This window comes from Salipiger sp. H15 (genome assembly GCF_040409955.1).
GTDB lineage: Bacteria > Pseudomonadota > Alphaproteobacteria > Rhodobacterales > Rhodobacteraceae > Salipiger.
Genome location: NZ_CP123384.1, coordinates 1,522,568 through 1,543,410 on the forward strand (window position 1 = coordinate 1,522,568; position 20,843 = coordinate 1,543,410).

Annotated in this window: 22 protein-coding genes; 10 read left to right on the plus strand and 12 right to left on the minus strand. The window is 67.4% G+C overall.

Annotated elements, in window-relative coordinates:
• Positions 1 to 18 precede the first annotated feature (18 nt).
• Positions 19 to 1,008: an adenosine kinase gene (locus PVT71_RS07480; RefSeq protein WP_353471169.1), complete on the minus strand. Its 990-nt coding sequence runs from the start codon at positions 1,006 to 1,008 to the stop codon at positions 19 to 21.
• Entirely contained in the window at positions 1,005 to 1,649 is a 645-nt protein-coding gene (nth, locus tag PVT71_RS07485) for an endonuclease III (RefSeq protein ID WP_353471170.1), read from the minus strand. Before nth ends, PVT71_RS07480 begins: the two co-directional genes overlap by 4 nt.
• Positions 1,650 to 1,803: 154 nt before the next feature.
• Here nth and PVT71_RS07490 point away from each other — a divergent pair, with 154 nt between their 5' ends.
• Positions 1,804 to 2,661, plus strand: coding sequence for a bifunctional helix-turn-helix domain-containing protein/methylated-DNA--[protein]-cysteine S-methyltransferase (locus PVT71_RS07490; protein ID WP_353471171.1), 858 nt, complete (start codon positions 1,804 to 1,806; stop codon positions 2,659 to 2,661).
• Between the two features lie 134 nt (positions 2,662 to 2,795).
• Positions 2,796 to 3,446, plus strand: a complete 651-nt coding sequence (locus tag PVT71_RS07495; protein WP_353471172.1) for an OmpA family protein — start codon at positions 2,796 to 2,798, stop codon at positions 3,444 to 3,446.
• A gap of 81 nt (positions 3,447 to 3,527) precedes the next feature.
• On the opposite strand, the gene PVT71_RS07500 is transcribed toward PVT71_RS07495, so the two are convergent.
• A complete protein-coding gene (locus PVT71_RS07500) occupies positions 3,528 to 4,220 on the minus strand; it encodes a sugar transferase (RefSeq protein ID WP_353471173.1) in 693 nt (230 codons plus the stop codon).
• An 890-nt stretch (positions 4,221 to 5,110) separates the two neighbouring features.
• Between PVT71_RS07500 and PVT71_RS07505 the strand changes: the two genes are divergently transcribed.
• The 6 genes from PVT71_RS07505 (at position 5,111) to PVT71_RS07530 (ending at position 8,943) form a co-directional block, all read left to right on the plus strand.
• A complete protein-coding gene (locus tag PVT71_RS07505) occupies positions 5,111 to 5,725 on the plus strand; it encodes a ribonuclease D (RefSeq protein ID WP_353471174.1) in 615 nt (204 codons plus the stop codon).
• A gap of 3 nt (positions 5,726 to 5,728) precedes the next feature.
• Positions 5,729 to 6,328 carry an LPS export ABC transporter periplasmic protein LptC gene (gene lptC / locus PVT71_RS07510; protein WP_353471175.1) on the plus strand — a complete coding sequence of 200 codons (600 nt, stop codon included), beginning with the start codon at positions 5,729 to 5,731 and terminating at the stop codon, positions 6,326 to 6,328.
• A gap of 7 nt (positions 6,329 to 6,335) precedes the next feature.
• Complete coding sequence (locus PVT71_RS07515; protein ID WP_353471176.1) at positions 6,336 to 6,848, plus strand: LptA/OstA family protein; 513 nt, start codon at positions 6,336 to 6,338, stop codon at positions 6,846 to 6,848.
• A complete protein-coding gene (lptB, locus tag PVT71_RS07520) occupies positions 6,848 to 7,606 on the plus strand; it encodes an LPS export ABC transporter ATP-binding protein (protein WP_353471177.1) in 759 nt (252 codons plus the stop codon). The genes PVT71_RS07515 and lptB overlap by 1 nt, the downstream gene beginning before the upstream one ends.
• 251 nt (positions 7,607 to 7,857) lie before the next feature.
• On the plus strand, positions 7,858 to 8,424 hold the full coding sequence (gene raiA, locus PVT71_RS07525; RefSeq protein ID WP_353471178.1) for a ribosome-associated translation inhibitor RaiA: 567 nt from the start codon (positions 7,858 to 7,860) through the stop codon (positions 8,422 to 8,424).
• Positions 8,425 to 8,478: 54 nt separating this feature from the next.
• Positions 8,479 to 8,943, plus strand: a complete 465-nt coding sequence (locus PVT71_RS07530) for a PTS sugar transporter subunit IIA (RefSeq protein ID WP_353471179.1) — start codon at positions 8,479 to 8,481, stop codon at positions 8,941 to 8,943.
• A 91-nt stretch (positions 8,944 to 9,034) separates the two neighbouring features.
• Here PVT71_RS07530 and PVT71_RS07535 read toward each other — a convergent pair whose 3' ends face one another.
• The 8 genes from PVT71_RS07535 to cysQ form a co-directional block, all read right to left on the minus strand.
• On the minus strand, positions 9,035 to 10,465 hold the full coding sequence (locus PVT71_RS07535; RefSeq protein ID WP_353471180.1) for a nodulation protein NodH: 1,431 nt from the start codon (positions 10,463 to 10,465) through the stop codon (positions 9,035 to 9,037).
• A gap of 6 nt (positions 10,466 to 10,471) precedes the next feature.
• Complete coding sequence (locus PVT71_RS07540; RefSeq protein WP_353471181.1) at positions 10,472 to 12,172, minus strand: beta-1,6-N-acetylglucosaminyltransferase; 1,701 nt, start codon at positions 12,170 to 12,172, stop codon at positions 10,472 to 10,474.
• Positions 12,169 to 13,179: a glycosyltransferase family 2 protein gene (locus PVT71_RS07545; protein ID WP_353471182.1), complete on the minus strand. Its 1,011-nt coding sequence runs from the start codon at positions 13,177 to 13,179 to the stop codon at positions 12,169 to 12,171. Before PVT71_RS07545 ends, PVT71_RS07540 begins: the two co-directional genes overlap by 4 nt.
• Positions 13,180 to 13,231: 52 nt before the next feature.
• Entirely contained in the window at positions 13,232 to 14,452 is a 1,221-nt protein-coding gene (locus PVT71_RS07550; RefSeq protein ID WP_353471183.1) for a glycosyltransferase family 1 protein, read from the minus strand.
• Positions 14,433 to 15,416 carry a UDP-glucose 4-epimerase GalE gene (gene galE / locus PVT71_RS07555; RefSeq protein WP_353471184.1) on the minus strand — a complete coding sequence of 328 codons (984 nt, stop codon included), beginning with the start codon at positions 15,414 to 15,416 and terminating at the stop codon, positions 14,433 to 14,435. Before galE ends, PVT71_RS07550 begins: the two co-directional genes overlap by 20 nt.
• Before the next feature lie 21 nt (positions 15,417 to 15,437).
• Complete coding sequence (galU, locus tag PVT71_RS07560; protein ID WP_353471185.1) at positions 15,438 to 16,331, minus strand: UTP--glucose-1-phosphate uridylyltransferase GalU; 894 nt, start codon at positions 16,329 to 16,331, stop codon at positions 15,438 to 15,440.
• A 110-nt stretch (positions 16,332 to 16,441) separates the two neighbouring features.
• Positions 16,442 to 17,683 carry a glycosyltransferase family 2 protein gene (locus PVT71_RS07565; protein ID WP_353471186.1) on the minus strand — a complete coding sequence of 414 codons (1,242 nt, stop codon included), beginning with the start codon at positions 17,681 to 17,683 and terminating at the stop codon, positions 16,442 to 16,444.
• Positions 17,684 to 17,690: 7 nt separating this feature from the next.
• Entirely contained in the window at positions 17,691 to 18,488 is a 798-nt protein-coding gene (gene cysQ, locus PVT71_RS07570; RefSeq protein ID WP_353471187.1) for a 3'(2'),5'-bisphosphate nucleotidase CysQ, read from the minus strand.
• Positions 18,489 to 18,609: 121 nt separating this feature from the next.
• Here cysQ and PVT71_RS07575 point away from each other — a divergent pair, with 121 nt between their 5' ends.
• Entirely contained in the window at positions 18,610 to 19,440 is an 831-nt protein-coding gene (locus tag PVT71_RS07575) for an ABC transporter permease (protein WP_353471188.1), read from the plus strand.
• Positions 19,441 to 19,523: 83 nt separating this feature from the next.
• Positions 19,524 to 20,129, plus strand: coding sequence for an SH3 domain-containing protein (locus PVT71_RS07580; RefSeq protein ID WP_353471189.1), 606 nt, complete (start codon positions 19,524 to 19,526; stop codon positions 20,127 to 20,129).
• 3 nt (positions 20,130 to 20,132) lie between these two features.
• Here the strand turns inward: PVT71_RS07580 and PVT71_RS07585 are convergent, their stop codons facing one another.
• Positions 20,133 to 20,738 carry an alpha-ketoglutarate-dependent dioxygenase AlkB gene (locus PVT71_RS07585; RefSeq protein ID WP_353471190.1) on the minus strand — a complete coding sequence of 202 codons (606 nt, stop codon included), beginning with the start codon at positions 20,736 to 20,738 and terminating at the stop codon, positions 20,133 to 20,135.
• Between the last annotated feature and the right edge of the window lie 105 nt (positions 20,739 to 20,843).

The window sequence follows — 20,843 nt, forward strand, 5'->3', positions numbered from 1 at the left end:
GTTGGGCGGGCAGGGGGCTCAGATGAGCCCGGCCTCGCGGAAGAGCCCGGGCAGGCTGGCCTCGGGGCGCGGCCCCATGTGGCTGATCACCTCGGTCGCCGCCACGGTGCCCATGCGGCCCGCGGTCGCCATGTCGGTGCCGGTCGCCAGCCCGTAGAGGAAGCCCGCGGCGAACTGGTCGCCCGCGCCGGTGGCATCGACGGGCACGATCCTGGTCACCGGCACGTCGGTCCTCACCCCGTCCTGGATGATCGTCACGCCGTCACCCGAACGGGTGCAGATCACCAGCGGGCAGATTGCCGCGACGCGCGCGAGGTCGGCCTCGAGCGAGTTGTCCTGGTAGAGCGAGCGGATCTCGGCCTCGTTGCCGATCACGTAATCCATCTCGTGCTCGATGAGCTGCAGGAAATCCTCGCGGTGACGCTCGACGCAGAACGGGTCCGAGATGGCGATCCCGGCCTTGCCCCCCGCCGCGCGGCAGGCGCGGGCAAGGCGGATGAAGGCCTCCTTGCCCTTGTCCTTGTCGAAGAGATAGCCCTCGAGGAAGACGATCTCGGCCTCGGAGGCCACCTCCTCGGATACGTCCTGCGGCCCCAGCTCGGCCGAGATGCCGAGGTAGGTGTTCATCGAGCGCTCGCCGTCGGGCGAGACGAAGATCATCGAGCGCGAGGTCGGCAGCTCGCCGCCCGGCACCGGCGGGTTGACGAAATCGGTGCCGTCCTTCGCCATCGCCTCGGCGTAGAAACGCCCCAGCGCGTCGTCATGCACCCGGCCGATGAAGGCGGTGCGCAGCCCGAGGTTGCCGAGCCCGGCGAGCGTGTTGGCGACCGAGCCGCCCGGCGCCTGCACGCGGCCCTCCATGGCACCGTAGAGCAGCTCGGCGCGCTCGCGCTCGATCAGCTGCATGATGCCCTTGGTGATGCCCATGTGCTCGAGGAAGGAGTCATCCGCCCGGGTCAGCACGTCGACGATGGCGTTGCCGATGCCGACAACCTGGTACTTCTTCATAGGGTCTTTTCCTCGAACTGGCAGAGGTCGCGGATCAGGCAGGCCCCGCACTTGGGCTTGCGCGCGACGCATGTGTAGCGCCCGTGCAGGATCATCCAGTGATGCGCGTGCTGCTGGAAATCCACGGGGATATTGTCTTCGATGGCGCGCTCGACGGCGACCACGTCCCTGCCCGGGCAGACGCCCGAGCGGTTGCCGAAGCGGAAGATATGCGTGTCCACCGCCTGCGCCGGGTAGTGCCACCACATGTTCAGCACCACGTTGGCGGTCTTGCGCCCGACGCCCGGCAGGCTTTCCAGCGCCGCGCGCGAGCAGGGCACCTCGCCGCCGTACTCCTCGACGAGGATCTGCGAGAGCTTGATTACGTTCCTGGCCTTGTTGCGGAAGAGCCCGATCGTCTTGATATGCTCGATCAGCGCGTCTTCCCCGAGGGCGAGCATCTTCGCGGGCGTGTCGGCGATCTTGAAGAGCTCGTGCGTCGCGCGGTTCACCCCGATGTCGGTCGCCTGCGCCGAGAGTGCCACCGCCACCACCAGCGTGTAGGCGTTGACGTGGTCGAGCTCTCCCTTCGGCTCCGGCTCGGAGGCGTGGAAGCGGGTGAAGATCTCGCGGATCGTGTGATAATCGAGCTGCTTGGCCATGACGGAGCTATGCAACGCCGGGCCATTTCCCGCAAGTCCGGCTTCTTCTCTTTCCAAATACGCAAATCCCGCCCGCGCCGCTTGCGCAACATTCGGGTCGCGTGCCGGGCCCGATTTCCGCTATTCCGGGAACAAAGAGCATCAGGAGGCCGCGATGGGCGAGCTTGCCGAACAGGGCTACCACTTCAACGTCATGCGCCGCGCGATCGAGCTCATCGACGCGGGCGGCCCGCAGATGACGCTCGAGCGGCTGGCGTCCGAGATGGACATGAGCCCGGCGCATTTCCAGCGCCTTTTCTCCCGCTGGGCGGGGGTCTCTCCGAAGCGCTTCCAGCAATATCTCGCGCTCGGCCACGCCAAGGCGCTGCTGTCGGAGCGCTTCTCGACGCTCGAGACGGCGCATGCGGCGGGGCTCTCGGGCGGCGGGCGGCTGCACGACCTCTTCCTGCGCTGGGAGGCGATGAGCCCCGGCGACTTCGCCCGCGGCGGCGCGGGGCTGACGATCTTCTGGGGCTGGTTCGAAAGCCCCTTCGGCCCGGCGCTGGTCATGGGCACCGAGAAGGGCATCTGCGGCATGGGCTTCGCCGCCGAGGCGGGCGCGGAGGAGACCTTCCGCGACCTGATCTCGCGCTGGCCGCATGCCGAGTTCGTCGAGGACCCGATGTTCCTGCGCCCCTGGGTGCTGACCGCCTTCGGCACGCAGCAGGAGGGCGAGGTGCCGATCTACCTCATCGGCGCGCCCTTCCAGATCAAGGTCTGGGAGGCGCTGATGCGCATCCCCTCGGGCCATGTCACCAGCTATTCCGAAATCGCCGAGGCCATCGGCAGCCCGCGCGCGGTGCGCGCCGTCGGCACCGCCGTGGGGCGCAACCCGGTGTCGTGGCTGATCCCCTGCCACCGGGCGCTGCGCAAGTCCGGCGGGCTCGGCGGCTATCACTGGGGCCTGCCGGTCAAGCGCGCGATCCTCGCCTGGGAGGCGGCGCGGCTCGAGGCGGAGGAGGCGGCGGTTTGACCGCGCCATGTTGCAGCCATGGGCGGAGACTTGCCAACAATGTGTGCATGCGGCCATTGGCCTCTCCTTCCGGGACACTATAACTGTGGTCACACCCATCCTTGGGCCAACGACACGAGGACACGAGGCAATCCATGTTCCGGGCAAAGACCACTGTATTCCTGACGCTTGCAGCCGCGATGGCGCTGACCGCCTGTACTGACGTCAACGACCCCAACCGCCAGGCCAAGAACGGCGTGATGATCGGCGCGCTCGGCGGCGCCGTTGCCGGCCGTGCCATCGGTGGCAACAACAACGACGCGGTGAAGAACGCGCTGGCGGGTGCCGCCGCGGGTGCCATCGCGGGCGGCCTGATCGGCAACAACCTCGACAAGCAGGAAGCGGCGCTCCGCCAGCAGCTTGGCAACAACGTCGGCATCACCAACACCGGTGACCGCCTGATCGTGACCATGCCGCAGGACATCCTCTTCGCCACCGACAGCGCCTCGCTGCGCCCCGATCTGCAGGGCGACATCGCGACCGTCGGCCGCAGCCTGCTGGAATACCCGAACACCACCGTGCAGGTCATCGGCCACACCGACAGCGACGGCTCGGCAGAGTACAACCAGTCGCTCTCGCAGCGCCGCGCGTCCTCGGTCGCCTCGCTGCTGATGCAGCAGGGCGTGCCCTCCTACCGCGTGCAGGCCATCGGCCGCGGCGAAGCGCAGCCGATCGCGTCGAACCTGACGCCGGAAGGCAAGCAGCAGAACCGCCGCGTCGAGATCGTGATCCTGCCGAACGGCTGATCGTCTCGCACGGGTTCGAAAATGCGAAGGGCGCCCCGGGAAACCGGGGCGCCCTTTTCCTTGCCGATCAGCGGTGGCCGCTCAGCAGCCGGTGCCGGTCCAGACCACCTGCACGGTGCGCAGCAGGACCTTGAGGTCGGTGGCCAGGGACATGTCGCGCAGGTAGTCGCTGTCGAAACGGGCGCGCTCGGTGAAGCTCGACTCGTTGCGCACCGAGGTCTGCCAGAAGCCGGTGATGCCGGGGCGCATCGCGTAATAGGCTGTTCCCGGGTAGATCGCGCGCTGCTCGACCATCATCGGGCGCGGACCGACGAGCGACATCTCGCCGCGCAGCACGTTCCACAGCTGCGGCAGCTCGTCGATCGAGCTCTTGCGGATGATGCGGCCGATCGGCGTGATGCGGGGATCCTTGCGCAGCTTCTGGTTGTGCTCCCATTCCGCGCGGGCCCGCGGGTCCGACTGCAGGTGGGCGACGAGCAGGCGCTCGGCATCGGGCAGCATCGAGCGCAGCTTCCACATCTGGAACACGCGGCCGTTCTGGCCGACGCGCTTCTGGAAGTAGAAGGGCGAGTGGCCGTCGCGGGCGATCAGCAGCGCGCAGCCGAGGATGATCAGCAGCGACGGCAGCGCGAGGATCAGCACGATGCTCACGTCGAGCAGGCGCTTGAACAGGGCGCGGTAGGCCACGGCACGCGACGCGCCGAGCAGCGTCTCATCCACCAGCTTCTCGAATTCGACCACCGCGGCAAGCGGTTGGCGGGCATGCGTCGTCATGTCGACCTCCTCGAGGTACATCGACGGAAGCAATGCAAGGCGGCACGCGACTTCTCCGGAAACTCGGCATGCGGACGCCCGGCGCACAGCCCGCAGGGCAATGCGAAACGCTTTTTCCGACCATGTCCGAGTGTCAGTTCCGAACGAACGTCAGCAGACTCACAAACACTCCCAAAAGTGGAAGCACCAACCCCAAGTGCCGAGATGTGGCGGAAATAAGGCTCTTCCGCCGACAGGAATGGTTATGCATTTGCTTAGACTTGTCGTCAACTGAACCTTTGGAGTGCAACTTCGGGGCGAACGGGTAGGGGGCGAACCCGATCGGATCGCCGGGCGGGATCGCTGGGTCGGGGAGCCGGTCAGGGCGGTTTGCCGGCGGGGATTGCGGGAGTTTCACCACCGCCGAATTGCCCGCTCTGCGGCGGCACCGGAAACAGTTCGCGGCGGGCGCCGCGTGCGATTGTCCTAAATGTCCGTTAAGTCGGGAGAGTGGCGTTCACTTGTCGCCGCGACGTGGTCAATGGCTGGTGGGAGGGCCATCTGCGCCAGCTTCTGGCGGAAACAGTCGGTCCCGGGCGCTCTGCGGGGAGAGGGGCGCGGCGGTGGAAGGCCGGAGGCGGGAGGCCCGTTCGCGGGATCGCCAGGAGGGACACGCCATGGGTGAGCGCTCAAGCTCACGAAATGTTACAATGCTGGGCATTCCGCGAGATGCCGTGCCGAATCACTTCACCGGAGCGCCCAGAATGTGCCTCATGACGCGCCAAAGGCGTCATATTTTCGGGGTGGTCCGGGCGGAATGTGGCGGCATTGTCGTGGCTGGCGCGGTTGCATGGCGCCCGGCACGGGCCTATGTGCGGGCATGCGGATGAGCGGGAAGCGAAAGGGCCATCATGGCGAACCATCTCTACCAGGGTGACCTGCCGGACGGGCTCGATCTCGGATCGGTCGTGGCGATCGATTGCGAGACCATGGGGCTCAACCCGCACCGCGACCGGCTCTGTGTCGTGCAACTGTCGGGCGGCGACGGCGACGCGCATCTCGTGCAGATCGCCCGCGGCCAGGACGTGGCCCCGAACCTCTGCCGCCTGCTCGAGGATCCGCAGGTGCTGAAGCTTTTCCACTTCGGCCGGTTCGACATCGCCGTGCTCTTCCAGAGCTTCGGCGCGCTTGCGGCGCCGGTCTATTGCACCAAGATCGCCAGCCGGCTGGTGCGCACCTACACCGACCGGCACGGGCTGAAGAACCTCACCCATGAGCTGCTCGGGGTCGATATCTCGAAGCAGCAGCAATCGAGCGACTGGGGCGCGCCCGAGCTGAAACCCGCGCAGCTCGACTACGCGGCCTCGGACGTGCTGCACCTGCACCGGCTGCGCGAGGTGCTCGACGCCATGCTCGCGCGCGAAGGTCGTGCCGAGATTGCCCAGGCCTGCTTCGACTTCCTTCCGACCCGCGCGAAGCTCGACCTCGCCGGCTGGCCGGACACCGACATCTTTGCGCATGTCTGACCGATGGTGCAGCGCGGCGACACATATTCGAGGCTGATTGCCTGGCTGAAGATCCTGCTGCCGCTCGTGGCGCTGGCCTCGCTGTCGACGCTGTTCCTGCTGTCGCGCGGCTCGCAGACCTCGCAGGACCTGCCCTTTGCCGAGGGCAGCGTGCCGGATTCCGCCGCCGTCCAGGCGCCGCATTACGCCGGGACCACGGCGCGGGGCGACGCGATCACCATGACCGCCGCACGCGCCCGACCGATCGCCGGCTCGAGCGGCGAGCTGGAGGCCGACGCCTTTTCGGCCACGATGGACATGGCGGATGGCAGCCGCCTGACGCTCGACGCCGACCTCGCGACGATCCGCGAGGACGGGGAGGGGGCGCTGCTCGAGGACAAGGTCCGCATCACCAGTTCGACCGGCTACGTGATGGAGACCGAGAAGATGCGCACCGCGCTCGACCGGATCGACGCCGAGACGCTCGCGCCGGTCAGCGGCGAGGGTCCCGCGGGCTCGTTCACCGCCGGTCGGCTGAAAATCACTTCCTCTGCGGAAGGCAATGACGTGCAACTGCTTTTCACGGATGGCGTGAAGCTGATATACGATCCGAAACGAGAGTGAGTTCATCATGGTCCGCACCGCCATAACGACGATTGCGCTACTTGCCTGGGCCGGCCTTGCCGCGGCGCAGGGCACGCAGGTCGCGTTTGGCGGCATGACCCAGGACACCAGCGCCCCGGTCGAGGTGACCGCGGACCAGCTGGAGGTGAACCAGGGCGACGGCACCGCGCTCTACACCGGCGACGTGGTGATCGGGCAGGGCGAGATGCGCCTTGCCGCGCCGCGCGTGCTGATCGTCTACGCCGAGGGCCAGAACGGCGAGCAGGGGCGGATCCAGCGCATGGAGGCGACCGGCGGCGTCACGCTGGTCAGCGGCAAGGAAGCCGCCGAGGCCGAGCGCGCCGACTACGACATCGACGCCGGCACCGTGGTGATGACCGGCAAGGTCCTGCTCACGCAGGGCAGCAACGCGCTGACCTCCGAACGGATGGTGGTGAACCTCCGGGACGGGACGGCCCAGATGGCCGGGCGGGTCCAGACGATCATCAACCAGGGCGGCAGCGGGCAAGGACAGAACTGATGGCACGCCCCCAACTTACAGTGACCGAAGGCAGCCAGGGCCTGCGGGTCGATCACCTGCGCAAGAGCTACCGCAAGCGCACGGTCATCCGCGACGTGTCGCTCAAGCTCGACCGGGGCGAGGTCGTCGCGCTGCTCGGGCCGAACGGCTGCGGCAAGACCACCACCTTCTACTCGATTGCCGGGCTGGTGAACCCCGAGGGCGGGCAGGTCACCATCGACGGGCGCAACGTGACCTTCATGCCGATGTACCGCCGCGCGCGGCTCGGCATCGGCTACCTGCCGCAGGAGAAGTCGATCTTCCGCGGCCTGTCGGTCGAGGACAACATCGCCGCGGTGCTCGACATCGCCGAGAGCGACCGCCACCGCCGCCGCGAGCGGCTGGAGGAACTGCTGGGCGGCTTCTCGATCGAGCACCTGCGCCGGGCGCCCGCGCTGGCCCTTTCGGGCGGTGAGCGGCGCCGTGTCGAGATCGCACGCTGCCTTGCCGCGAATCCCAAGTACCTGCTGCTCGACGAGCCTTTCGCCGGGGTCGACCCGATCAGCGTCGGTGACATCCGCCATCTCGTCGCCGACCTGAAGAAGCGTGGCATCGGCGTGCTGATCACCGACCATAACGTTCGCGAGACGCTAGAGATCGTGGACCGCGCCTACATCCTCCACGATGGGCAGGTGCTGATGTCCGGAACCCCCGCCGAAGTGGTCCAGAACGAAAACGTGCGGCGCGTTTACCTTGGTGAGAATTTCCGCATCAGCTGAAGCGATTCTCCGAGAGATTCCGCCTATTCTGCCGTCACGGCCCTGCGACAGATCATTGACAAGTCGGGGGATGCTGACCTCAAATGAAGGTATGACGCTCCGTTATTCTGCATCTCCGGAACTCGCGTCCCCTGAGGAGAGGGACCCCCGGAACCTTTCTGCAGCGGGCTTGCGTCACCCCTGATCCGCACCACATCTGAGGCAGCCCTCGGGCTGGATGCGATACGGATCCAAAGAGAGAAGGAACAAAGATGCGCTATCAGATCACGGGTAAGCAGATCGATATCGGCGACGCGCTCCAAACCCATGCCAAGCAGGAACTTGGCGGGGTTTTCGGCAAGTACTCCGGGCGTCCGACCGATGCGAGTATCACCTTTTCCAAGAGTGCGCATGAATACGTCTGCGAGGTAACCGTCCACCTCTCGACAGGCCTGACCACCTCGGCGAAGGACAAGGCCACCGAGATCTATTCCGCCTTCGATGGCTGCGCGGAGAAGATCGACAAGCAACTGCGTCGTTACAAGCGCCGGCTGAAGGATCATCACAAGGATCGCGTGGAGCCCGTTGAACTCCACAACGCGGCCTCGTATATCCTCGCGCGCGAAGAGGACTCGCACGACGACAATGAGCCCGAAACGCTGCAGCCCATCATCGTGGCGGAGATGGAGACGAAAATCCCGTCTCTGACCGTGGGCGAAGCCGTTATGCAGATGGAACTGGCCGGAGCCCCCGTGCTGGTCTTTCGCAATGAGAAGAAGGATGGCGTGAACGTCGTTTATCGGCGTGAAGACGGCAATATCGGCTGGATCGATCCGTAAGGAGCAGAGCAGCCGGTGGATCGGCGCCTTCGAGCAGACAGTAAAGGGCGGTCAATGACCTTTCTTGAACTCCTGAAACCGCAGGCCGTGAAGGTCATCGGTGCGGCTAGCAGCAAGAAGCGGCTGATGCATGACATCGCCGAGCTTGCCGAATCCGCCTATGGCATTCACGCCGCCTCGGCGGTGGAGGCTCTGATGGAACGCGAAAGCCTCGGTCCCACGGGCGTGGGCCATGGCGTGGCGCTTCCGCACGCGCGAATCCCCGGCATCGACCAGGTACACGGCGTGTTCATCCTGTTGGAGAAACCCGTCGAGTTCGAGGCGGTGGACCGGCAACCGGTGGATATCATCTTTGCCCTCTTCGCCCCGGAGGACGCGGGGGTCGAGCACCTCAAGGCGCTGGCACTGGTGTCCCGCTCGCTGCGCGACGCGGCGCTCTGCACCAAGCTGCGGGCCAACCCCGATCCGTCGACGCTCTACGCCGTGCTGACCGAGGACCGCTCGTCGCAGGCGGCCTGAGCCGACCAGTCAGGACTTTCCGGAAGGAGCGGGCCGCAGGGTCCGCTCCTTTTTCGTTGGGACCAGGAGGGCGCGTGTTCGGCCGGCTCGGTCAGCGCCAGTCGCCGAAGCCGAACATCAGGTAGTCGCGCTGGTAGGCCTCGCGGGCAAGCTCCTCAAGCGTCGCGTCGTAGATGTCCGCGAGCGCATGGGGCCCGGTGCTCTCGGGCAGCTCCGGCTCGGGCGGCGCGGCATGGCCCACCTGCATGGCAAGCGCCGGCAGGTAGACCGCCATCTCCTCCTCGCGCACGATCATGTCGGGCAGGGTGAGCTCGGCCATGCCCTGCAGGCACTGCGCCTGCGACGCCCAGTGCCCGTCCACCCGCACCGCCGTCTGGCCGGACAGGTTCGCCTTGAGGAAGATCAGGAAGGCGGCAAAGGCGTCGCGGTGCTGGGCAAGACTGTAGCCGGGGCCGGGCGCCCCCTCGGGCAGCGGCAGGCCATGGCTGCGCACCAGCGTCTTGCGGATGCCCCGGAAGCTGCCGGGCTCGACTGAGAGGATGCGCCTGCAGAAAACCTCGTGCGCGCGGGCCAGCGGGTGGCGGATGACGGTGAAGCTGCGGTGCCCGGGACGGGCGCGCTTCCACTGGCGCAGCTCCTTCTGGCTGAACTCGCCGGCAAGCGTCTCGTCCGGCACGCCGTCGAGTGCAGAGAGCCAGCGTCGCACCGTGCCGGTCGGGCCGGACTGGATCGGCATGTAGAGCAGCCGCGTCTCCGCCGCGGCGACGTAGGAGGGCACCACCGGCCCGCGGCGCGGCTCGAAATTGGGTGTACGCGAGAGGTTGAACCTGTCGAGCCGGGTCAGCGCGCGCTCCATCTCCTCGGCATTGGCGACCTTCTCCGCGACGGGCTCGGGGTTCTGCCGCTTGAGCTTGCCGTCGAGCGCCTCGAGCCGGGAGCGGACGCCGAGCCATTTCGCCAGCCCGTTCATCACGCCCACGTCCTGCAGGTCCTCGTAGGCGACGTAGAAGGCGGTCTGCCCGCCCACCTGCAGCGCGGTCATGAGATGGACCTGGAACTCCTGCAGGCGCGCGAGATGCGCCTCGAATTCCCCGGCGTCGAACTCGGCGAGGGCGTCCTTGCGCTTGCTGACGTTGGTCAGCTTCCACTGGCCTGTGGCCTGGGCGATCTTCCAGCTGACGTAACTTTCGACCGGGTTGCGGGTCAGCACGATCTTGGCGATGCGCTCTTCGTCCAGAAGCGCTTGCAGCACCCGCGGGTCGTGGTCGTGGAAGAAGCGGAAGCCGCCCATGCCGCCCGGGGTCTGCGTCCGGATCACCTGCAGCAGGTGCAGCGGATCGGCGTCACGTTCGGCCAGGCTCACGCCGAGGATCTCCGCCGAGTTCGGATAGCCGATGAAGTGCGGGTTGAACGCCTCGCCATGGCAGGTGACGCCGTCGAGCGCGTTGAGGTTGGCCTCGAGGAAGTTCGAGCCGGTGCGCATCTCGGCAAAGACGACGAAACTGTCGAAACGGTCGGACATGAAAACTCAGTTCTTCACAAGGTAGGGCTTGCGCGCGGGCGAGCTGCTGGGACGGGGCGCGGGTTCGACCGGGAAATCGCCCATGAGATAGGGATGCATCCCCTGGTTCTTGAGGTTCTGCAGGAAGCGCCCGAAGCCGGTGAGGTCCTGCATGACCGGCGCCTCGGCAAAGCGGCGGGGGTCCTTCTGGCCGATCTCGTCGACGACCAGCTGCAGCGGCTCCATCGGCGCCTCGATGAACTCGGCCATGGTCCAGATGCGGATGCGGGCCTTGGCCTCGGGCGAGCGCAGCTGGTCTAGCAGCTGGTGCTCGGCCTTCTGCAGGATGGCGGCCTCGGCGCGGAGCATGGCGAAGTCGCCGCCCGAGCGGAAGAGCGGCACCGCCCAGGCCCCCGAGATGACGCTGATCTGCGCATTGGGGTCGCGCGCGAGGTCCCACATGACATGGGGCGAGTCGCCCGGCCCGAACTGGAAGCATTGCCGCGTGCCTCGGGTGTTCCAGATGAGGTTCGTCAGGAACGCCCTGTGATTCCAGTCGCGCAGCTCGGCCGTGTCGGGAAGCGCGCCGTTCAGCACCCGCTGGCCCTCGGCGAACTCGGCCCGCGCGGGCGCAAAGAGATGGCCGTGGACCTGCGCCCCGGTCGCGCGCGAGAGCCAGGGCTCGAACTCCTCGAAGAGTTCGGAAAACCCCTGGAAGACCGAGTAGCGCGTCGCGGTCACGCCGTTCTCCCAGCCGCGGTTGGGAAAGCGCGACTGCATGTAGAGCCCGGCGCGGCCGCGCGTGCGGCGGTCCACCGCCCTGGCAAAGACGCGGTCGATCTTGCCGGGGCTCGGCTCCTGCCGGTTCGCGGCGCTGTCGGAGGGGCTCAGGAAGGCCTGGTAGAGCCGGTCGGCATGGGGCCAGATCTTGCGGGCGACGAAACAGTCCGAGCGGCGCAGGAGCTGCAGGTGATCGTCGTAGAAGATGTGCGGCTTGCCCTGGAAATCGAACTTCGACAGCGTCAGCGACCGGCTCTCGATATTGCGCGAATGGAGCCGGGCGAGCGACTGGAAGTAGCTCTCGTCGGGGATCCAGACGCGCCTGAAGTAGCGGTCATGACGGGCGCGCTGCGGCGAGGTGAGGATTGCCGAGAGCGTGTGCCGGGTCAGGCACCACCACTGGCTGCCCATGTGCGGCACCACGCCCCTGGGGATGCGGCGGCTGACGCGCAGCTTGCGCTGAAGCTCGACGAAGCGGTCGAAGAGATAGCGGTTCCGGCGCCAGGAGAAGGGGAAGAACAGCGTGAAGCGCTCGTGGTCGAGCCCGCCCACCGTCCAGGGCACGTCGGCGGTGGTGGCGCTCTCGATGAAATCGGTCCCGGGCCGCGCGCCGAGGTAGTCGACCAGCTCCTCGACCGGGCGCAGCGGCAGGCAGGAGCCCGAGGTCAGGTAGACGTGGCGCACGTCGATGAAGCGCTCGAGCATCAGCTCGGCGGCGTCCTGGCTGGCGGCCACCAGCCCCCAGGTGCCCCAGTCGCAGCGATGGCGGCGCGAGAAGAGCACCTGCGGCAGGTCCGACAGCGCCGCGGTAAAGGCGGCGAAGGTCTTCTGCGGCACCTTCTCGTCGACATGGATCACCACCGGGCAGCCCGCCTTCGCCCAGTGCCGCGCCACCTGCTCGGCGCGGTCGAAGGCGGTATGCACCAGCATGATGATCCCGACGCTCACGCCCAGTTCCCCTTGGACATGAGCCCGAGGATCTCGAGTTGGCGCCAGTTGATGTATTTCTCGGACCACTTGCACCAGAGATCGGGGTTGTCGCGGATGCCGCTCGCATAGGCGATGTACTCGGTCGAGCCGGCGTAGTGCTGCTTGCGGCTCAGTTCCTCCTCGGCCTTGGCGTTGAACGTGTCGAGGAACTTGGTGTGCAGCAGGAGGCCAGAGGCCTTCTCGCCGCCCCATTCGTCGTAGACGAGGTTCAGCCCGCGCGGCAGCAGCATGTGGGTCGAGCTGACATAGGCGTAGCGCCGGTCCCATTTCACCAGCGGCACCTTGTTCAGCGCGGGCGCGCGCTCGGGCTGGTCGGCGAAGAACATCCGTGCGCGCGGCCCGCCCTGGATCCAGAGGTTGCCGAAACGGCTGTTGCGCGTGACCGAGTAGTTCCCGGCGTCGAACCACGATGCGATCTCCAACGGGTCCTGCCCGGCGGTGTAGGGCTGCGCGTCGAGCCGGCCCTTGGGGTACATGTCGAGCAGCATGGCCGAGAAGCTCTTGATCGACGAGGCGTCGAGCCAGTCGGTCAGCGCGCGCAGCGGCCGGGTGTCGCAGAACGGGTAGAGGAAGAGCTCGTCGGGATCGACCACCAGCACCCAGTGCCCGTCGCCGTACTTGCGCAGCAGCCAGTTGATCCAGTCCATGCCGAAGCGCGACCGCTTGTAGCTGCCGCGCGTGTGCCAGACCGAGACGTCATCCTGCCGGGCGAGATAGTCGAGCGAGCCGTCAGTGCTGTCGTTGTCGACCATGACGAAATGGTTCACGCCCATGTCGCGGTAGTACTTGAGGAACCACGGCAGGCGCACGCCCTCGTTCCGGGCGGTGCAGAAGACGATCAGGTCCGAGGGGCGGATGCGGTCGGTGCGGTCGGCGACGCAGCGCAGCTCCCGCCGCTTGCGGAACGCCCGGATCAGCCACCGCTTGCGCTGCAGCCGAAGCCTGTATGACTGCCATGCACCCACGCAACTTCCCTCGTTCGGGGCAGAACCCCGGAGCCGGCCCGGAGGCCGGATATCAGATCAGGGTTAACACGGCTTTGAAATGGGCATCCCACGTCGGCGGGAAATACCCTGCCTGCGTGCCTGCCGCCTCGTCCGGTTGCGCCCGATACCCCTTGGCCATTTGCCTTATTCTTGAGGCCCAAAGATACCGGTCCGATTCGTCTGCGTAAATGGGTATGTCGCCAAGCACTTCACGCAGGACCGGAAGTGGCGCGGCGAGCACGGGCACGCCGAGCCCCGCCGCCTCGACGGGGGGAAGCCCGTAGCCCTCGGCAAAGCTTGGGAAAAGCAGTCCGGCGCTCTGCCGGAGCAGGCCGGCGATCTCGGCATCGCCCAGGCCGGGCATTTCGTGGACCCTTGGGATACCCGCGTCCAGTGCGGCGAAGACCCCGGCATTGTTCCAGCCGCGCGCGCCGCAGATCAGCAGCTGCGCGGGCGGGGCAAGCTCGCGCCAGATGTCGAGCAGCAGCGCGTGGTTCTTGCGCGGCTCGATCGTGCCCAGCACGACGAAGTAAGGCTGCCCGGTCCACGGCCCCTCGGGCGGGGTGCCGGGATCGGGCGGCGTGACGCCGAGATGGGCCACGACGGCCTCGGGCAGGGGCACCGGGCCGAGGTGCCGGGCGATGTCGGTCCGGGTCACCTCGGAATTGCAGATCACCAGGTCGGCGTTCTCGCCCACGCGCTTCAGGAAGGCGGCGAAGCGCTGGGCGCTGCCCTCGCGCTGGTACTGCGGCCAGTCGAGCGGGATGGTGTCGTGCACCAGCACCGCGATGCGCCTCCCCTCGACCCCGCGCAGGGCGTCGATCACCCCTTGCGAGAAGTTGGAATGGCCGGTGTTGAGATAGGTCGTGCCCGGCGGGAGGTGCCGGCGCAAGGTCCGGCCAAGCAGGGCGGCGGGGGTGCGGGCAAGGGCAACGCCGCGCAGCGCGGTCTCGGCCCCGGCGCGGGCGGTGTCCTTCCTTCGGGCGAGGCGGGCCAGCAGGTCGGGCTCGGGCCAGTCGTCCGCGTCGAGCCGGGCGCGCAGCGCCGCGCAACCGGCGCGGTCCAGCAGCAGGTAGCCCAGGGAGGTCTGCACCAGCCCGAAAAGCGGAACCGGCCCCTGCAGGAGCCGGTCCAGATAGGCGTATTCCACCCGGTCGACCCCGGTCATCACCCGGCCCGCGCGGCTGACCAGCCGGGTCAGGTCGAGCAGGCGGGCGGGGGGCTGTCGGGGCTCAGTGATCGTAGTGCCCATTCAGATGCCAGTTCCAGGCATCGGCGATCATCTGCGGCATGGTCGAGCGCGCGGGCTCCCAGCCGAGCTCGGCCAGCGCCCGGGTCGAGCCCGAGACCAGCTTCGTCGCGTCGCCCGCCCGGCGCGGACCCTCGGAATGCGGCACCTCGCGGTTGGTCACTGTGCGCGAGGCGTCGATCACCTCGCGGACCGAGAAGCCCTTGCCGGTGCCGAGATTGAACACCGACGAGGGCTTGCCCGCCTCGAGCCATTTCAGCCCCAGCACATGCGCGTCCACGAGGTCCATGACGTGCACGTAGTCGCGGATGCAGGTGCCGTCCGGAGTGTCGTAGTCGGTGCCGTGGATGGTCAGCGCCGGGCGCTTGCCGTCGATTGCTTCCAGCATGACCGGGATGAGGTGCGTCTCGGGGCGGTGATGCTCGCCCACCTCGCCCTCGGGGTCGGCGCCTGCCACGTTGAAGTAGCGGAAGATCACGTGGTTCAGCCCGTCCGAGGCGGCGAAGTCGCGCAGGATGTTCTCGACCGCCCGTTTCGAGGCGCCATAGGCGTTGAGCGGGATCTGCGGCGTCTCCTCGTCGAGCACGACGTTGTCATGCTCGCCGTAGGTGGCGCAGGTCGAGGAAAAGACGAAATTCCGGCAGCCCGCGGCGCAGGCGGCCTCGATCAGCGTCAGCGAGCCCTCGACATTGTTGCGCCAGTAGAGCCCGGGCTGGGTCATGGCCTCGCCGACCTGGCTGAGCGCGGCGAAATGCATCACCGCGACCGGCTGGTACCTGGCGAAGACCTCGTCGAGCCGCGCGCGGTCCGACAGGCTGCCCTTCTCGAAGGGACCGAATTTCACCGCCTGCTGCCAGCCGGTGACCAGGTTGTCATAGGTGACGGGCGTGTAGCCCGCCGCCTTGAGGGCCTTGCAGGCGTGCGAGCCGATGTAGCCCGCTCCGCCGGTTACCAGTACATGTGTCATACAGCGGGCTCTGGCGCGTCCTTACTGGGCCGCCTTGCGCGAGGACATCACCTCGTGCAGGTAGCCTTCGAGATCGTCGCGCAGCTCGTCGCGGCTGAGGCCGAAGGCCACGGTCGCCTGCAGGAAGCCCGCCTTGGAGCCGCAGTCGAAGCGCTGGCCGTTGAAGCGGAAGCCGTAGACCCCCTCGTCGGTGCCGATCTGCTTGGCGATCGCGTCGGTCAGCTGGATCTCGCCGCCGGCGCCGACCTGCTTGTCCTCGAGGTTCTGCAGCACCTGCGGCGACAGGATGTAGCGGCCGATCACCGCGAGGTTCGACGGCGCGGTGCCAGGCGCGGGCTTCTCGACCATGCCCTTGACCGAGACCAGCGAGCCCATGTCTTCCTGCACGTCGAGGATACCGTAGGACGAGGCTTGCGCGGCGGGCACTTCCATCGCGGCGACCATGTTGCCGCCCACTTCCTCGTAGGCCTCGACCATCTGCTGGAGGCAGGGCTTGTCGGCGGCGATCACGTCATCGGGCAGCATCACCGCAAAGGGCTCGTTGCCGATCAGCCGACGCGCGCACCAGATCGCGTGACCGAGGCCGAGAGCCTTGTGCTGGCGGATGTAGGCGATCTCGCCCGAGTCCATGTTGGTGTCCTGAAGGATCTTCAGGAGCTTGTCCTTGCCCTTCGATTCCAGCTCGCGCTCGAGCTGCGGCGCATGGTCGAAATAGTCCTCGAGCGCACCCTTGCCGCGCGAGGTGACGAAGATGAATTCCTTGATCCCGGCGGCGCGTGCCTCGTCGATGGCGTACTGGACGAGCGGACGGTCGACCAGGGTCATGATTTCCTTGGGAACCGACTTCGTGGCGGGGAGAAAGCGTGTGCCGAGACCGGCGACCGGGAAAATTGCTTTTGTAACTTTGCGGGCCATGAAAGGTGCTCCTGGGATTGGTGCTAGGCCTGAAGGCTTAGACGTGAATCAATTCATAACAATCATATTGCTGCGACAGCGTAAAAGTAAATCTACGGGGGAGGGAAGGGCTAAGCGCCCGTCCGCCCGCGCACGCCCGCGTTGCGCGATGCTTCTTCGCTCAATCTCGCGGTGAAACGCCAGAATTTCAGCAACTTGCTGCTCCGGTCGCTGCGTCCGAACAGGCCGCCCGTCTGCTCCCAGAACCCGCCGGGATGGAACCTGACCCGATGGTAGAAGGCGGTCCGCGAGAAGCTGTAGATTGTGACGATATTCCCGGCGGCCGCGCACCGTTTTGCCTTCTTCCGGGCGGCGTCCCGTTGTCCGAGGCTTGCTGACAGAACGACGCGCTCGGCGCCCGGGCGCCCGGGGTAGGCAAGGAATGGCGTGATTGCGGCGCCGATCGGCTGTTGCTCATTGTCTGGGCTGCGTTTTTCCGCCTGCCGCCATCCGGCGTCGAGCCCCCGGAGCAGCCGCGACACATCGTCCGCGCCGAGCGGGCCGCGCTGCATGAGGCGGAGCAGCCGCGCCCGCTGTTCCGCGCGCAGCCGCTGCCAGGCGCGGTCGCGCTCGGCGTCGGGGCAATGCCGGTCGAGGAAGCAGCGGATCGAGGCGCCGATCTCGGTCAGGTCGCGCGGGACGCGGTCGGCGCTGCGCAGCAGGCTCGGCGCGTAGCCGTGGTGGACCTCGGCGAGCGGGTTGATGGCGATGCGGTGCCCGGCCGCCGCGTGGCGCAGGTCGAGGTCGGTCTCGTCGAGGTAGAAGCGGAAGGCCGGGTCGAACCCGCCCATGGCGGCCAGCAGGTCGCGCCGGTGCGCCATGTTGGTGCCCTGCAGCTTCACCGTCTCGCCCGGCGGCAGGTCCGGGACGTGCGGGCCGGGCGCGCCGAGCGCCAGTTCGCGCTCGCGCAGGTCGCCGGTGACCGCGCGCGCGCGCCATTGGAAGGATATGCCGTTGCGCCCGCGAACGAAGCCGCCGGTGGCGGCGATGCCCGGGTCGGCGAAGGGGGCGCAGAGGTGGTGGAGCCAGAGCGGCTCGGGCACCGCGTCGTCGTCGATGAAGGCGACGATCTCTCCCGCCGCCTGCGCGATGCCGAGGTTGCGCGCGGCCGAGATGTTGGCCTCGTCGAAGCTGAGCAACTTGATGCTGGCCCGGTCGGGCCGCGCCTCGACGGCGGCGGCCCCCGCGGGGCAGGCGACCACCACTACCTCGAAGGCGGGATGGTCGAGTTGCGCCACGCCGGTCAGGCAGAGATCGAGCTCCGCGGGGCGTCCGCGGCTGACGATCACCACGCTGACCGGCTGGGCGGTCATTCCCGGGTCACGCCTCTTTCAGCGCGACGTCGGGCGAATAGGCGATGAAGAACGGGTTGGCGAACCCGGCCTTGCCGTAGGAGAGCGGCGCGTGGTTGTCGAAGCGCACGACGCGCCCGCCCGCGCCCTGCAGCACGGCCTGACCGGCGGCGGTGTCCCATTCCATCGTGCGGCCGAGGCGCGGGTAGAGGTCCGCCTCGCCGGTGGCCACGAGGCAGAACTTCAGCGAGGAACCGGCACTCTTCATGTCGGCGACGTCGTACTTGCCGATGTAGTCGTCGGTGGCCTGGTCGCGGTGCGACTTGGAGGCGACCACCATCAGCGCGGAATTGTCCGGCGCCGAGACGCGGATCGGCTTGATCTCGCCGGGGGCCTGCTTGTCGAAGGGGCCCATCTCCTCGACCGAGTTGCCGACGCTGTCGGTGTAGAACATGCGGTCCTGCGCCGGGGCATAGACCACGCCGATGGTCGGCACGCCGTCCTCGACCAGCGCGATGTTCACGGTGAAATCGCCGCGGCGGTTGACGAACTCCTTGGTGCCGTCGAGCGGGTCGACGATGAGGAAGGTCATCGCGTCGAGATCGTGGCTGTCGGCCTGCTCCTCGGTCACCAGCGGAATGTCGGGGAAGGCCTCGCGCAGGCCGGCGGAGATCAGCGCATCGGCGGCTTCGTCGGCCTCGGTCACGGGGCTTGCGTCGGACTTGGACTTCACTTCGAAATCATCGGAGTTGTAAATTTCCATGATCCTGTCCCCGGCTTCGAGGGCGAGGCGTCGGATCACGGCAACAAGATTTTCATAATTCAAAGCATTACTCCCATCCGCGACGCGGATTTATTGATTTGAAGGCCTGCGACTCTTATGCTGCGCTGCGTCAAGATGGGCAAGCAGACCCGTCCGTTTCCGCCAGTACCGGAGCAGTGTTGCCATGTTTCAGACCACGAAGCCGCGCTCTCGGCTGGGTTCCTTCCTCTACATCTGCGAGTTGATCTACCACAATTCGGTACGTGCGGTCCGCAAGAGCCACGGCAACGCGTTCATGGCGATCTTCATGAACATGCTGCAGACCATCATCTTCGTGCTGGCCTTCTACTTCATGTTCCACGTCCTCGGGATGCGGGGCACGGCGATCCGCGGCGACTTCATGATCTACATCATGACCGGGGTCTTCCTCTACATGACCCATTCGAAGACGCTGGGGGCGGTCGCGGGCTCAGAGGGCCCGGCGAGCCCGATGATGCAGCACGCGCCGATGAACACCGCGATCGCCATCGCCTCGGCCATGCTCTCGACGCTCTACGTGCAGGTGCTGTCGCTCTTCGCGATCCTCTTCGTCTACGACGTGGCCTTCAATCCCTTCGTCATGTCCGAGATCCACGATCCCATCGGCGCGCTGGCGATGCTGATGCTGTCGTGGTTCTCGGGGGCGGCGATCGGCATGGTCTTCCTCGCCGCCAAGCCATGGTTCCCGACGCCGGTGTCGATCCTCACGACGATCTACCAGCGCGCCAACATGATCGCCTCGGGCAAGATGTTCGTGGCCAACTCGCTGACCCCGGGGATGCTGGCGATCTTCGACTGGAACCCGCTCTTCCACACCATCGACCAGAGCCGGGGCTACGCCTTCGCCAACTACTTCCCGCGCAATTCGAGCTGGGAATACGCGCTCTGGGTCTCGATCGTGCTGCTGATGATCGGGCTGATGGGCGAGTTCTACACCCGCAAGCACGCCTCGGCCTCCTGGTCGGCGCGGCGCTGATCCGGAGGCGCGTGGCTGCCCGGGCTGGACCGGGGGCACCCGTCTCGCCCATGATGCGGAGGAGACGCCCGGAGGAGAGCCTGATGCGACACGCCCTTGCCCTGATCGCCCTTCTGCCCGCCGGTGGCGCAGCGGCGCAGGACCTGCCCGCGCTCCATGCCGTGACCGGGGTCGCGGCGGATGACGTGCTGAACGTGCGTGCCGCGCCAGATGCCGGGGCCGAGATTCTCGGCGCGCTTGCCCCCTCGGCGCGGGACATCGAGGTCACCGCGCGCGACGCGGCGGGCGGCTGGGGCCGGATCGTCACGGAGGAGGGGGTGGGGTGGGTCTCGATGGCCTTTCTTGCGCCCGAGGAGAACGGCAGCCTGCCCGGCGTGGCGGGGCTGCACTGCTTCGGCACCGAACCCTTCTGGGGCTACGAGGTGAGGCAGAACGGTGCCGCGTCCTGGTCGACGCCCGAGGGGGAGGCGGAGAGCCTGAGCGCGGGCCCCTTCGACACGGCGCGCGGCATGTACGCGCCCTTTTCCTCGGTCGCAGTAGCCGAGGGGCTGCAGGCGGTGCTCGTCGCGAGCCCCGACTCGCAGTGCAGCGACGGCATGTCGGACCGGCTCTACGGGCTTTCGGCCACGCTGGTGCTGACCGACCGGATCAGCGGCACTTACGGCGGCTGCTGCGCGCTGCTGCCCTGAGGCTCAGGTGACCACGCGCAGGGTGAGATTGATCCGCCCGCCTTGCGGCAGCAGCGTCGACGAGCCGAAGCGGATGCGGTCGACCCCATGATGCTTGAGCCGCGCCTCGCCGCCCATCACCACCACGTCGCCCGACTTCAGCCAGACCGACTCGGTCCCGCCGCCGCGCGCCGCGTTGCCCATCCGGAAGAGCCCGTCGTCCCCGAGCGACACCGAGACCACCGGGCAGGAGAAATCCGCCTCGTCCTTGTCCTGGTGCAGCCCCATGCGGGCGCCCTCGCCATACCAGTTGATCAGGCAGCATTCGGGTGCGCGGGCGCAATCGCTCACCGCGTCCCAGATCGACAGCACCTCGGCCGGGATCGGCGGCCAGTCCATCCCTGCCGGGTGGCGCGGCTCGTAGCGGTAGCCCCTGCGGTCGGTGACCCAGCCGAAACGCCCGGCCGCGCTCATCCGGACCGACATCGCCTGGCCGCGCGGCGTGACAGGCTGGTAGAGCGGTGCGACGCGCAGCAGGCCGCGCAGCACCTCGACCAGCGCCTCCTGCGCGGGGCGGTCGAGAAGGCCCGGAAACAGCCGGAATCCGCGAATCTCGAGAGGGGAGGACATGGCCTTCTTCTCGGGCATTCCGTCACGGCGTGCAAAGAATTTCCCGCCAAATGCAGGCAAAGCCCCGCCAAGGCCGCTTGCAGGGCCGAAACCCCCTCCTTATAT

Coding starts and splice junctions, on each gene's coding strand:
- nth (WP_353471170.1), bottom strand. CDS start 1,649: ATGGCCAAGCAGCTCGATTATCACACGATCCGCGAGATCTTCACCCGC.
- PVT71_RS07575 (WP_353471188.1), top strand. CDS start 18,610: ATGTTTCAGACCACGAAGCCGCGCTCTCGGCTGGGTTCCTTCCTCTAC.
- PVT71_RS07505 (WP_353471174.1), top strand. CDS start 5,111: ATGGCGAACCATCTCTACCAGGGTGACCTGCCGGACGGGCTCGATCTC.
- PVT71_RS07565 (WP_353471186.1), bottom strand. CDS start 17,683: ATGACCGCCCAGCCGGTCAGCGTGGTGATCGTCAGCCGCGGACGCCCC.
- PVT71_RS07580 (WP_353471189.1), top strand. CDS start 19,524: ATGCGACACGCCCTTGCCCTGATCGCCCTTCTGCCCGCCGGTGGCGCA.
- lptC (WP_353471175.1), top strand. CDS start 5,729: ATGGTGCAGCGCGGCGACACATATTCGAGGCTGATTGCCTGGCTGAAG.
- PVT71_RS07530 (WP_353471179.1), top strand. CDS start 8,479: ATGACCTTTCTTGAACTCCTGAAACCGCAGGCCGTGAAGGTCATCGGT.
- PVT71_RS07550 (WP_353471183.1), bottom strand. CDS start 14,452: ATGGGCACTACGATCACTGAGCCCCGACAGCCCCCCGCCCGCCTGCTC.
- PVT71_RS07585 (WP_353471190.1), bottom strand. CDS start 20,738: ATGTCCTCCCCTCTCGAGATTCGCGGATTCCGGCTGTTTCCGGGCCTT.
- PVT71_RS07535 (WP_353471180.1), bottom strand. CDS start 10,465: ATGTCCGACCGTTTCGACAGTTTCGTCGTCTTTGCCGAGATGCGCACC.
- PVT71_RS07490 (WP_353471171.1), top strand. CDS start 1,804: ATGGGCGAGCTTGCCGAACAGGGCTACCACTTCAACGTCATGCGCCGC.
- PVT71_RS07480 (WP_353471169.1), bottom strand. CDS start 1,008: ATGAAGAAGTACCAGGTTGTCGGCATCGGCAACGCCATCGTCGACGTG.
- raiA (WP_353471178.1), top strand. CDS start 7,858: ATGCGCTATCAGATCACGGGTAAGCAGATCGATATCGGCGACGCGCTC.
- PVT71_RS07515 (WP_353471176.1), top strand. CDS start 6,336: ATGGTCCGCACCGCCATAACGACGATTGCGCTACTTGCCTGGGCCGGC.
- PVT71_RS07500 (WP_353471173.1), bottom strand. CDS start 4,220: ATGACGACGCATGCCCGCCAACCGCTTGCCGCGGTGGTCGAATTCGAG.
- galU (WP_353471185.1), bottom strand. CDS start 16,331: ATGGCCCGCAAAGTTACAAAAGCAATTTTCCCGGTCGCCGGTCTCGGC.
- PVT71_RS07495 (WP_353471172.1), top strand. CDS start 2,796: ATGTTCCGGGCAAAGACCACTGTATTCCTGACGCTTGCAGCCGCGATG.
- lptB (WP_353471177.1), top strand. CDS start 6,848: ATGGCACGCCCCCAACTTACAGTGACCGAAGGCAGCCAGGGCCTGCGG.
- galE (WP_353471184.1), bottom strand. CDS start 15,416: ATGACACATGTACTGGTAACCGGCGGAGCGGGCTACATCGGCTCGCAC.